General features: G+C 41.5%; 10 protein-coding genes. 6 read left to right on the top strand and 4 right to left on the bottom strand.

Annotated features, from left to right (window positions below; all coding sequences use genetic code 11):
* The first annotated feature begins 635 nt into the window (after nt 1–635).
* Nucleotides 636–3,542 (top strand): excinuclease ABC subunit UvrA, encoded by a 2,907-nt coding sequence (gene uvrA, locus I3257_RS01305; protein ID WP_238048563.1) that lies wholly within the window; start codon nt 636–638, stop codon nt 3,540–3,542.
* A gap of 123 nt (nt 3,543–3,665) precedes the next feature.
* Nucleotides 3,666–5,546, top strand: coding sequence for a P-loop NTPase fold protein (locus I3257_RS01300; RefSeq protein WP_238048562.1), 1,881 nt, complete (start codon nt 3,666–3,668; stop codon nt 5,544–5,546).
* A 351-nt stretch (nt 5,547–5,897) separates the two neighbouring features.
* Here I3257_RS01300 and I3257_RS01295 read toward each other — a convergent pair whose 3' ends face one another.
* Nucleotides 5,898–6,752: a M48 family metallopeptidase gene (locus I3257_RS01295; protein WP_238048561.1), complete on the bottom strand. Its 855-nt coding sequence runs from the start codon at nt 6,750–6,752 to the stop codon at nt 5,898–5,900.
* Between the two features lie 520 nt (nt 6,753–7,272).
* Between I3257_RS01295 and I3257_RS01290 the strand changes: the two genes are divergently transcribed.
* The 3 genes from I3257_RS01290 to gorA all read left to right on the top strand — a co-directional run bounded on the left by I3257_RS01290 (nt 7,273) and on the right by gorA (nt 10,092).
* Nucleotides 7,273–8,061: a threonine/serine exporter family protein gene (locus I3257_RS01290; protein ID WP_238048560.1), complete on the top strand. Its 789-nt coding sequence runs from the start codon at nt 7,273–7,275 to the stop codon at nt 8,059–8,061.
* Nucleotide 8,062: 1 nt separating this feature from the next.
* Nucleotides 8,063–8,515, top strand: coding sequence for a threonine/serine exporter family protein (locus tag I3257_RS01285; protein ID WP_238048559.1), 453 nt, complete (start codon nt 8,063–8,065; stop codon nt 8,513–8,515).
* 221 nt (nt 8,516–8,736) lie between these two features.
* Complete coding sequence (gene gorA / locus I3257_RS01280) at nt 8,737–10,092, top strand: glutathione-disulfide reductase (RefSeq protein ID WP_238048558.1); 1,356 nt, start codon at nt 8,737–8,739, stop codon at nt 10,090–10,092.
* A 79-nt stretch (nt 10,093–10,171) separates the two neighbouring features.
* On the opposite strand, the gene I3257_RS01275 is transcribed toward gorA, so the two are convergent.
* Nucleotides 10,172–10,633, bottom strand: a complete 462-nt coding sequence (locus tag I3257_RS01275; RefSeq protein ID WP_045444289.1) for a DUF2846 domain-containing protein — start codon at nt 10,631–10,633, stop codon at nt 10,172–10,174.
* A gap of 84 nt (nt 10,634–10,717) precedes the next feature.
* Entirely contained in the window at nt 10,718–11,086 is a 369-nt protein-coding gene (locus I3257_RS01270; protein ID WP_238048557.1) for a hypothetical protein, read from the bottom strand.
* Nucleotides 11,087–11,297: 211 nt separating this feature from the next.
* Here I3257_RS01270 and I3257_RS01265 point away from each other — a divergent pair, with 211 nt between their 5' ends.
* Nucleotides 11,298–11,495 carry a hypothetical protein gene (locus tag I3257_RS01265; RefSeq protein ID WP_238048556.1) on the top strand — a complete coding sequence of 66 codons (198 nt, stop codon included), beginning with the start codon at nt 11,298–11,300 and terminating at the stop codon, nt 11,493–11,495.
* A 30-nt stretch (nt 11,496–11,525) separates the two neighbouring features.
* Here the strand turns inward: I3257_RS01265 and I3257_RS01260 are convergent, their stop codons facing one another.
* On the bottom strand, nt 11,526–12,149 hold the full coding sequence (locus tag I3257_RS01260) for a GNAT family N-acetyltransferase (protein WP_238048555.1): 624 nt from the start codon (nt 12,147–12,149) through the stop codon (nt 11,526–11,528).
* Nucleotides 12,150–12,222: the final 73 nt, after the last annotated feature.

Genomic DNA, 12,222 nt, shown 5'->3' with positions numbered 1-12,222 from the left:
TTTAGCTACAAATTAAGCCCACTAGTATAAGACATTCGCCGTTTGCTTGCCGAGACTTTTGTCTTATTGGTGCAGCCTCCTATACCGTCTCAACCCAAGCCATTCATATTACGCGATTATTTTGTTACCAACTGCATCGGATGCGCAATCACACCTTGAATAATGCGGTCGCCATGACAATAAAGTAAGGCGTCATAAACATTATTACTCGTCAGCTAGAGCGATCGCTTAGATGACAAACTCCTCTATAAAATGACATTTTGGTCAAAACCATGACAAAAGGTGACTACTACTTAACATTGATTTGATTTAGATTTGCTTAGTCATACGAAAACCAATCACCTCAAAGGCTGTAGAATAAGAAAACAGCAAAATGAACGCCAAGCAGCATACCGCTCAGCAATTATAAAAATTAAAACAGTAAATTAGGCATCTATAGCTCTCACTTCATCAACGTATGAACACTTTATAAAAATATTATTTATAACAAAATCTTTGATAATAAAACTATTTATAACAACATTATAAATTTACAGAATATCCACGTTTTTAACCAACCATTTAATTGATCTGTATTTAGCTTTTAATTTGAGATATTTCCAACCCCCTTTTAGCAAATAGGAAACCTAACACCGATGGCACACGAGTATATTAAGGTTCGAGGCGCACGCACTCATAATCTAAAAAATATCGATTTAGACATTCCACGAGATAAGTTCGTAGTAATTACAGGTTTATCAGGCTCTGGTAAATCGTCACTGGCATTCGATACGCTGTATGCCGAAGGGCAACGTCGTTATGTCGAAAGCTTATCGGCCTATGCACGTCAATTCCTCTCACAAATGGAGAAACCTGACGTCGATAGTATCGAGGGCTTATCCCCTGCGATTGCTATCGAGCAAAAATCGACCAACCATAACCCGCGCTCAACTGTGGGGACGATTACCGAAATTTATGACTATCTGCGCCTACTTTATGCGCGTATCGGTACGCCGTTTTGCCCTGAGCATGGCGAGCCAATGGTCGCGCAGTCGGTCACTGAAATGGTCGATCAAGTCATGGCGTTGCCAGATGATACTAAGATTATGATCTTAGCTCCAGTGATTCGTGAACGTAAAGGTGAGCATACGGTGTTGCTTGAGCAATTAATTGGTCAAGGTTTTGTACGTGTGCGTGTCGATGGTGACGTATATGACACCGATGAGCTACCAACACTCGATAAAAAGAAAAAACACACCATCGAAGTGGTCGTTGATCGCTTTAAAGTCCGTGATGATTTGGGTAACCGTGTTGCTGAAAGTTTGGAGACGGCGCTACGCTTGGGTCAAGGTCTGGTCACGCTACACTTTATGGATGGCAATCCTAAAGAAGGCGGCGACGCTAACCAAGTCATGTCAGCCAAACACTCCTGCCCTGTTTGTGATCGTGCCGTGCCTGAGCTTGAGCCGCGTATGTTCAGTTTTAACAATCCATATGGCGCGTGCCCAAGCTGTGACGGTCTCGGTAAACGTCAGTATTTTTCGGCTGAAAAACTGATTACTCATCATGAAAAATCTCTCAATCAAGGGGCGATTAATGGTTGGGATAAGCGTCATGCCTATTACTTTGGTTTGCTCTCTACCGTTTGTAATCATTTCAAAATTGACATGGATGCACCGTGGCAAGATTTGCCAAAAGAACAGCAAGACCTTATCATGCAAGGCTCAGGTAAAGAAAAGCTGACTTTTAATTTCACTGATGAGCGCGGTCGTAAAACCAATAAGACCGTGCCATTTGAAGGCGTATTGCCTTATTTAGAACGTCGCTATGCCAAAACGCAAAGCAATCTCGTGCGTGACGAGCTAGCCAAATATCTGGCTGATACCACTTGTAATGTCTGTGATGGCGCGCGACTCAATGAAATTTCACGTAACGTCCGTGTCGAAGATCACACCATCGCCGAAATCGTCAAGCTGTCTATCGGTGACGCAGCTGACTATTATAAAACGCTAAAAATTGGCGGTCATAAAGGCGAAGTCGCGGAAAAAATCTTTAAAGAGATTAACGAGCGCTTAAACTTCCTTGTCAGTGTCGGTCTTGATTATCTATCCCTTGCTCGCTCTGCTGAAACGCTATCGGGCGGAGAAGCGCAGCGTATTCGTCTTGCCAGCCAAATTGGCGCAGGTCTGATGGGCGTGATGTATGTCCTTGATGAACCATCGATTGGTCTACATCAACGCGATAATGATCGCTTGCTGAAAACTTTAACGCGCTTACGTGATTTGGGCAATACGGTACTGGTCGTTGAGCATGATGAAGACGCCATTCGCCAAGCAGATCATGTGATTGATATCGGTATTGGTGCAGGTGTACATGGCGGTCATATTATCGCTCAGGGCACGGTCGATGACATTATGGCAAACAAAGAATCGCTGACTGGACAATATATGTCTGGTAAGAAGAGAATCGAGATTCCAGCCATTCGTCATAAAGCCAAAACGATCGATATGGAAGTCAAAGGTAAAGCCAAACCCAAACAAGTTCCGATGACGATTGAGCTCAAAGGTGCGTCAGGCAATAACTTGCATGATGTAGATTTGACCATTCCCATTGGTATTATGACTTGTGTGACTGGTGTCTCAGGTTCGGGCAAATCAACGTTGATTAACCGTACCCTTATGCCATTGGCAGCGACGCAATTGAATAATGCCTCAACGCTCATCGCGGATAAGCATGACAGCATCAGCGGTCTTGAGCATCTGGACAAAATGGTTGACATCGATCAAAGCCCAATTGGGCGTACGCCGCGCTCAAACCCAGCGACTTATACGGGTGTGTTTACCCCTGTGCGTGAGATGTTTGCCCAAACTCAAGAAGCGCGTGCTCGTGGTTATAAGCCGGGCCGCTTTAGTTTCAACGTAAAAGGCGGACGCTGTGAGATGTGTCAAGGTGATGGTCTCATCAAGGTCGAAATGCATTTCTTACCGGATATGTATGTGCCGTGTGATACCTGTGAAGGCAAGCGCTATAACCGCGAGACTTTAGAGATTCACTATAAAGGAAAAAATATCGCTGACGTACTCGATATGACTGTAGAAGATGCCACTGAGTTCTTCTCAGCCATTCCAGCGATTTATCGCCGCCTGCAAGCATTGATGGATGTTGGACTCAGCTATATCCGTCTTGGTCAGTCTGCGCCAACGCTATCAGGCGGTGAAGCGCAACGTGTCAAACTGGCGCGTGAGCTTGCCAAACGTGATACTGGGCAGACGCTGTATATCTTGGATGAGCCGACCACTGGTTTGCATTTCCATGATATCGATAAGCTGCTGCATATCTTGCATACCCTACGCGACAAAGGTAATACTATCGTCGTCATCGAGCATAACTTGGATGTTATCAAAACAGCGGATTGGGTGATTGATCTTGGCCCTGAAGGCGGTAAAGGTGGCGGACTCATTATCGCGGAAGGTACACCAGAGGAAGTGGCAGAAGTTAAAGGCTCATATACGGGTGAGTTCTTGAAGCCAATGCTTAAGCAAGCGATGAAAGAAGTGAGTTAATCGAATTTAGGTAATAATTAATGAAAGGCTACTCTTTAGGGGGTGGCCTTTTTTGTTAGGGTAGGTTTTGTATTCAATGCTAATATAGACAATATTTTAAGAACATCTGTAAGGTAATAAGTGATGGCAAATGTAGCAAATCTAGAAAAGAAGCTTTTAGAGCTTATCAATAATAAAGACTCTTTTGCTGTTGCTTTGACTGGTGAATGGGGTATTGGTAAGACTCGTTTTTGGAATGACTTCTACAAGGAAAACCATACAGATTTAGGAGTCAGTAAATATTCTTATGTTTCACTATTCGGCATTGATTCAATAGATGCTCTGAAGTTCGAAATTGCACTTAGTACTCATGATACTACACAAAAGAAGGACTACCTTACTGGACTAAAAGGTATATTCAAGAAAGGCTTGGATGCTATAGACTTACCAAAACTTGAAGGTACAGGCGTCACTCTATCTCTTGGTAAAGGTTTAATTAGCAGTGCCATTACCAGTCTTATTGGAGACACTTTGATTTGTATTGACGATATTGAAAGGCTATCTAAAAATATAGATATCAAAGATATGATGGGGTTAGTTAATCACTTGAGCTTAGAAAAAAACTGTAAAGTAGTAGTAATATTACATGAAGGTAAAGCAGACAAAGACTTTAGAGAATATAAGGAAAAAGTGTTTGATGAAGTGTTAACTTTAGATAACTCACTATCTATCATCAAAGAGATAATCATAAATAATGAGCTTTTTCCTATATACGAAAATTTTTATCAAACTATGAACATCAAAAATATAAGGTTTTACCAGCGAGTTGAAAGAACTTTGAAAGCTATACTAGATAATTCAGACGACGACCTGTCTTTCACTAGTAAACAACAAATTTTGGAAGCTCTTTTAATTATACGTACGGCTCATGATATGCCTTCTACTTTTGACAATACTATCGATTTTGATTTCTTTGTGAAGTCATTCAGCTCACCTAGAGTCGATGAGCTTCGCGGTTATGACTTTGATCTTGCATTCAAATTAGATGATGAAGAGAAAGTTGAAGTAGCAAGAAAATTTAAGATAATGGATGATGTTATTTCTCAGTTTTATAGCTACTTTGAACTGTCAGGCTGGAGTAAAATAATAACAGACTTACTCATCAACTTAGATGCAGAAAGTGATGTTATCGAAGAATTAAGTCGATCAGATAGACTCACAGAAACTCAATTAGAAAGCGATAGAGAAAAGCAAGGTTTGATGGCTGAATATCGTAATTTAAACTCAGATCAAAGCTTCAATCAGAGACTGATTGACAATATTAAAGATAGAATAGACAGAGAAGCATTCCCTAATTTGAGCTTCTATTATAATATACTCGAAAAAAATGCTTCTCCTGATTTAGCCAACCAATTTGAAGCGCTAGTGAAACAATATATAGAAGAGAGAGTTAAGAAAGGACCAGAAGAGTGGTTTGTAGGGGATTATTATCTTAGAACTCCAGTAACTCCTGATATTTTTTATAACTTTCTTTTGCAAACCATTGATGATCAAAAAAAGGGACTGGCTCTAAATACTGATACCAGTACTCTATTCGAAATTTTTATGCGATTTTGCAAACATGGAAATGATAGTGAGGATTTTTTTGAAGCTATACAAAATATTAGTAAAGAAAATTTCAGTTCTGTTGTTTGGCAACCACTTGATGATGGAATAGATAGAATTAGATATATTCAAGAATTACTAAAACACCCTGCTTTTAAAGTTAAGATTTCTAATAAAGTTGAGACTGCCAAATTTAACAACGAAGATAGACTTGATACAGCGATTTGGCATTATCAAGAGCTGGTAAATGCTCAAAAGCCGCCTCCTTTTATCCATCAATCAGTTATTATGCAAAGCAAGTTAAATGAAGTTAAGCGATGGACTCTAGAATTGCTTCAAAAGAGACTCGTAGAGAAACCGAATAGTAAAGCAGCTATCGAACATCTTTTAGAACTTACGGATAACTTAGAGAATATATAATCGTAATACTGAATAGCTGTCATGAGACGCGGTTTAGCCCCGATTGTAGCGGTTATCCTACTCAATTGAACGAGTTGCGAGGACTAGATTTTGGATTGGCTACGCGGAGCAAGAGACAGTACAAACCGTAGCCCTCGCCTCGTATCAGTGAGTAGATATGAGCGGAAAGCGGGATTGGCTCCAATACTTAGTTGTTAGATCTCGTACCTCGCCGCTAACCTACTTGACACCCAACACCAAGACGTAAGATGAAATTTAAACCAACCAATTTTCAACATTTATTCGCAAAAAAAGGTAAGTCTTTTGACTTACCTTTTTTGATAACATTTACTTTTGAGAGTATCTACTGAGTTATTTACGTTTAATGGTTCTAGTAGTTACTCCAGTCGTTGCCCCACTAGTTGCGTTAGTAGGTGCTTTAGCCGCCGCTTGATAAACTGGCGTAACCTCAGGTAACAGTGCCTGAATTTTAGCGATACGCTGCCCAGAGTTTGGATGGGTAGACATTAAAGTAGCTATGGTGTTGCTACGACCATTGGCAGCCTCCATTTTTTGCCATACTGCAACGGCAGCTTCTGGATTGTAGCCTGCCTGCGCCATCAAGCGTAGACCACCCGCATCGGCTTGTGACTCCTGACTACGAGAAAATGGCTTATCAAGTCCGTAGTCACTAATCAAACCCAACGCATCATCACTTAACCCTGTTCTTGACTGTAGTTCGGCACCACCTAACTGCAGCGCTAAGCCGGTCAGAATTTTTTGCCCAGCATCTTTTTTACTGTGCTCAGATAGCGCATGGGTCATTTCGTGTCCCATGATTGCCGCGATCTCTGCATCTGTTAACTGTAGCTTTTCTACAATACCGGTATAAAAAGCCATCTTACCACCCGGCATTGCCCAAGCATTTAATTCAGGTGAACGTAGAACAGTGATCTGCCAATCAAAAGGGACGCCTGTTGTATTAGCGCGAACGGCGTAGGGCTTCATACGATTAAAGACGTTTTTCACTCGAATGGCGGTAGCAGAAGTATTATCTACCGCGCCTTGACTACTGGCTTTAGAGACCACTTGAGAGTAACTTTTAGCCGCATCAGTATTTAATGTAGCCGTATCGTACCCTGCCATATCGGCGACCGTAGTACACCCTGCTAAAGTAGTAATAGTAGTCAGCAATAGAGCATTTTTTATGTTATTAAAAGTGATCATTAGACGTCCTGGTTGAGAAATACAATTAAGTTAAATAGCTAAGCTAAAGGCAAGGAATTGATAGACTTAAAATTCCACTATCGAAATCTATGTCTTGCAACACATTAATTGAGAACGATATATAATTGATAACGTAACTAAAATTCAATCAATATGTAATTATCATGTAAGTAATGTGTCTAGATTATCGAGGAAGAGATTATCACTACAGAAAACAAAAGTCTATTAATTTTATAATCTATTATTTGTTTGATATCACAATTCCCAGCCTCCATTTGACGCCTACAACTTTATTCCTTTAATTAAAATCGCTGCTTAGAGAGCATCCTGCAATAGATTCCACCTAAATAAACGCTCGTATCACATTGATCACTCGCGCATCTACCGTACGTTCTATTTTCTCTTTGCCAAAAAAGTTTATAATTTATAGTAGCATCAAACATAATGTCCGATAATGTCTGCGCGTCAGCTCCCAGACCCTTTATAATAGTGTATCAATACCAACCTGCGTATCTCACCCATGACCTCTATCAGCTACGTAAAGCAGCAACGCATTACTCGACTATGCGTGCGCTGCGGCTTACTCCTCATGCAGTATGGCGCTGAGTCTGCCGTGGTGGTGGACTTGTCCAAACGCTTGGGGCTTGCGTTGGGGATGAACAGCGTCGAATGTTCGCTGAATTTTAACGCCATCACCCTGACGACCATCTGTGACGAGCGCTGTATCACCACCACCAGAGACACGATCAATCAAAGCATCAATGTCAATTTATTGGTACAAATTCAGCAAATTATCAATAAAACCGAAGCCACCGTAGACAGTATCGATTTGATTGACCGCACTACCCTTGCCTTTGATGAGTTAGATAAGACCGTATACCCAACGTGGCTGGTGGGCATATTTGTTGGTGCGTCTTGCGCAGCGTTTGCTTATCTGAATGGTGGCAGTTGGTCGATTACCGCCGTGACATTTATTGCGGGTATGGTAGCGATGTTCACCCGTATTTATCTGTCCAAGCATCACTTTAATCCCTTTATCACCGTCATTGTGACGGCTTTTATTGCTTCTTTAATTGGAGCGACGACCTACTATTTTGATATTGGTAATAATGCCGATATTGCGGTTGCCTCTAGCGTCTTGCTACTGGTGCCCAGCTTTCCTTTGATCAATTCTTTCTCAGATATCTTAAAAGGCTATGTCAATATTGGCGTTGGGCGTGCGGTATTTACCTATATGCTCACCCTATCCGCGTGCGTTGGCATCGTGATGGCGCTAGTTTTACTACAAATACAGCACTGGGGGTTTTGACATGTGGTTCATTGAAACCGTTGCGCTATCGTGTATTATTACCCTTGGTTGGACGCTGATGTTTAGCGTACCCAAACGCTATATTTTTCCTTGTTTGCTGATGACTGCTTTTGGCTTCGGATTAAAGACTGCTCTCGTTTATCAGCATGTGCATCTCGTGGTTGCCAGCTTTTTTGGGGCAATGCTTGCCAGCTTTTTGGGCGTGTATTTTTCTAAGAAATATACCTTACCACCCAAAGCACTTATCTCGCCTAGTGTCATTTGTATGATGCCCGGTATCGCCGCTTATAAGGCGATGGTGAGTATGGTGCAGATTGGCTATTTTGGCTTTTCAGACGAGTTATTTAGCCAAATGATGGTGTATTTGTTCGAAGCTTTATTTGTCACCTCAGGATTGGTGCTTGGCTTATCCATTCCGGGACTGTTATTTTATAGACGACGTGCCATTGTTTAAGTAAGTTTAGATGGGTTTAGATAGGATCATTAGATGTCAGGCTATTTTTGCCTAAATGCTTTTATATTCTGATGCTAGCTGGTACATCCTCATAAGCAAAACCTTGTAAGATTAATAATGATACCCATTACAATAGAGTTCAAAACAACAGAATTAAAAAATAATAGACGGCAAAATTGTACCAATACGCATCAATACGTCCTGAATAAAGAGACTTAACCATGACAAAACATTATGATTATATCGCCATTGGCGGCGGTAGCGGCGGCATTGCTTCCATCAACCGTGCGGCGAGCTATGGCAAAAAATGCGCCATTATCGAAGCCAACCAGTTGGGCGGCACTTGTGTGAATTTGGGCTGCGTTCCCAAAAAGGTAATGTGGTATGGCGCGCAAATCGCTGAAGCTATTCATAAATATGCGCCAGATTATGGCTTTGATGTGGATATTAAAGGTTTTGACTTCCAAAAACTGGTACAGAGCCGTCAACAATATATCGAAAACATTCACCGCTCTTATGACAATAATTTGGCCAAAAATGGCGTAGAAGTGATCAAAGGCTTTGCCAAATTTGTCGATACCAATACTGTAGAAGTGAATGGCGAACTGATTACCGCTGACCATATTTTGATTGCCACCGGCGGTCACCCGATTCAGCCAGATATCAAAGGCGCAGAATACGGCATCGACTCTGATGGCTTTTTTGCGTTGAATCATTTGCCAAAACGCGTGGCGATTGTGGGAGCTGGATATATCGCTGTTGAAATCGCAGGCGTGTTAAACAGTTTGGGCGCTGAGGTGCATTTATACGTACGCCAACACTCACCGCTACGCTCCTTTGACCACAGTGTAGTAGAGGCATTGCTGATAGAGATGGAGCAAGACGGTATTCAATTGCATACCAATACCACGCTCACGGAAGTCAATAAAAACGAAGATGGTAGCCTGACTTTGTGTACCGAAAATGGCAGCCTAGACACGACAGATTGCTTGATTTGGGCGATTGGTCGTGCGCCATCGACAGACAATATCAACCTGCAAGTGACGGGTGTGGAAACGAACGAAATTGGCAAAATCAAAGTCGATAAGTTCCAAAATACCAATGTTAAGAACATCTATGCAGTAGGCGATATCATCGAAAACAGTGTTGATTTGACGCCAGTAGCGATTGCCGCCGGTCGCCGTTTATCCGAGCGCTTGTTTAACAACAAGCCTAATGAGCATTTGGACTATACGTTGATACCAACGGTGATCTTTACCCATCCTGCTATTGGTACGATTGGCTTATCTGAAATCGACGCGGTTGAGCGCTATGGCAAAGAAAATATCAAATGTTATAACTCAACATTTACCTCTATGTATAGCGCGGTGACACAGCATCGTCAGAAATGTATGATGAAACTGGTGTGCTTGGGCGATGAGGAAAAAGTCATTGGTCTACACGGTCTTGGCTTTGGTGTCGATGAGATGATTCAGGGCTTTGCCGTCGCCATCAAAATGGGAGCGACTAAAGCGGACTTTGACAATACGGTTGCCATTCACCCAACTGGCTCAGAAGAGTTTGTGACAATGCGCTAGTTTGATAGAAAGACTGGGCTAAGTTAGTAGAAAGGCTACCCTTAATGAGGTAGCCTTTCTTTATAGATAATGACTTGCACTACTTGCTACAAGTCCCTTTTATGCCGAGTTTGAGGTCAGCGATTGCTTCCCTGCCTTCACTTTCAGGTACCAGTTTAACACCCGCACCACCAACAATTAAACCTGGCTTAATATATTGTTTTACAAAGTAGTTATTACCCGCTGTAGTATCAATCATTAAATCATTAGGAGAAAATTCAGATTCGGTAGAAACTTTGTGCGGCATATTGCCGAGTACTTCATGATAGAAAAAAGTGCCTCGTGCAGTTTCACCAATACATTCATCATCTACCCACACATCTTTCTTTAGAGCTCCACCCACCACACTATTGCTACGATAAATATATAGACCAGCATTGTTGGCACTAGGTGCTTTCACTTGCTTGAGTACGCTAGATACTTCGATATTTTCAGTGGGTACAGAAGCACAACCGGCAAATAGTATTGATGTAATCGTTAGAAAAGCGATTTTTTTTAGCATGTTATCTCTCTAAGAATAAAGTAAATGTGATTTGAAAGTTCTGATGATTTTGTTATGAGTAACTTTAAAAAACATAGCTCTGCTTTAATTGCCTAATACCCATTCATCTTTCACTTGATAAACCTTGAAATTGGTCTTGTTAGTGCGGCTCTCCCCCGCGATTGTCTGAGTGATATCAGCGGTACACATATAAGTATTGTCACCCTCGACAGTATCACAGTTGATATTTTCGACGCGTTCAAGCTTTGGCATCATACCCTCCATCATGCCGCTCATCGCCTTTGCCATCTCATCATTGCCTGCATTCGCCATCGCATCGTCCATCATACTATTGGCTTGCTCGTATTGTGCCTCGATTAACGCTTCAACTGTGCTTTCAGAAGGTGCATTAGAGCATGCGACAAATAGCGGTGTTAGTAATGCTATGACTGCCAGTTTTTTCAGATTAGTCATCTCAATCTCAATGTATCTATAATGTTACTTCACTATACAGAATTACTTCTAAATACCCAACTTAATTTTAGAATACAAGGTTAGATTTATGATGAATAGCTTTAATAATTTAGTGAGATGAAGGAATTAACGTGCGGTGTATACTGACAGTACATTCACGATACTGCTATGATGTGGTATTCAAAACCGTTGCGAGATAACTGTGTGGCAGGTGTACTTTTTTATATTACCGATTGGTCTGGGCATTATGACCTTGGCAGCAAGTTTGTTATTTTTGTTTGCCTATCTGATGTCTGATGACAATGCCACGCGCTTGCCCGCTTTTAACTGGTTCAAGCGCTTAATTATCGTGGCATTTATCTTGCTAAGTGTTGGGCTGTTTATGACCTTTGGTCATTTTTGGGGTTAATAAAATCAGCCTTTAAACATTCAAGATTTTTCAATGAACCATTTTTTCTAATTCTAACAATTCCAAATCCTCACGCTTTGGCTCACCATTATTGCCGTCATTTGGAAATGGCATTTTATTACCATTTAGCTCATAACCTCGGCGCTGATAGTAAGCCAACAGCTCAGGACGATGACTTAAAATAGACATGGTCAAACGCGCAGTGTTTTTAGCTGCTGCTTGCCCATCTGACTGTAGATGACGAGTAGCAAAGGTTTCTGCCGCTTGCAAAATCACATTGCCAACGCCATACCCCTGCAACTCTGGATCTACCGCAAACATACCGATGTAGGCTTTGTTATTTGAGTCAGCATCGGTTTTGATATCGACAGCGATACAACCAACTATCTCACCCGTTTCCTCTCCATCACGGTCGCCCGTTGTCGTTTTTGGATAGACAAAGTAATAGTGATTAGGGTCATTAATCACGGCAGCGAGCTCGGCTGACGTGGTTCGAATACCGCCAATTAAATCCGCCTCATTGGTCCAACCTGCGGTCTCGCGATAACAGCGATTTAATAATTGCTCAAGTGCACCAATATCATCGGCTTGCGCTTGTCGCAAAAACACGGACTCTCTCTCCGAGTTATTTTTATCTATAGTATTTTTATTCATATTATAATTTTTCCTTTCCTTGTTTGTATTAAAAAAACTGACCCAAATCGATAGGTCAGCCTTAATAGTAATA

The organism is Psychrobacter sp. Ps7 (assembly GCF_022129225.1).
Lineage (GTDB): Bacteria > Pseudomonadota > Gammaproteobacteria > Pseudomonadales > Moraxellaceae > Psychrobacter > Psychrobacter immobilis_A.
The sequence above is the reverse complement of the archived record's forward strand: the minus strand, read 5'-3'. Positions and strand labels throughout refer to the sequence as shown.

Excerpts from the sequence above, each read along its gene's own strand:
- I3257_RS01260 (WP_238048555.1), bottom strand. The coding sequence starts at position 12,149 with ATGAATAAAAATACTATAGATAAAAATAACTCGGAGAGAGAGTCCGTG.
- I3257_RS01295 (WP_238048561.1), bottom strand. The coding sequence starts at position 6,752 with ATGATCACTTTTAATAACATAAAAAATGCTCTATTGCTGACTACTATT.
- gorA (WP_238048558.1), top strand. The coding sequence starts at position 8,737 with ATGACAAAACATTATGATTATATCGCCATTGGCGGCGGTAGCGGCGGC.
- I3257_RS01300 (WP_238048562.1), top strand. The coding sequence starts at position 3,666 with ATGGCAAATGTAGCAAATCTAGAAAAGAAGCTTTTAGAGCTTATCAAT.
- uvrA (WP_238048563.1), top strand. The coding sequence starts at position 636 with ATGGCACACGAGTATATTAAGGTTCGAGGCGCACGCACTCATAATCTA.
- I3257_RS01285 (WP_238048559.1), top strand. The coding sequence starts at position 8,063 with ATGTGGTTCATTGAAACCGTTGCGCTATCGTGTATTATTACCCTTGGT.
- I3257_RS01270 (WP_238048557.1), bottom strand. The coding sequence starts at position 11,086 with ATGACTAATCTGAAAAAACTGGCAGTCATAGCATTACTAACACCGCTA.
- I3257_RS01290 (WP_238048560.1), top strand. The coding sequence starts at position 7,273 with ATGACCTCTATCAGCTACGTAAAGCAGCAACGCATTACTCGACTATGC.
- I3257_RS01275 (WP_045444289.1), bottom strand. The coding sequence starts at position 10,633 with ATGCTAAAAAAAATCGCTTTTCTAACGATTACATCAATACTATTTGCC.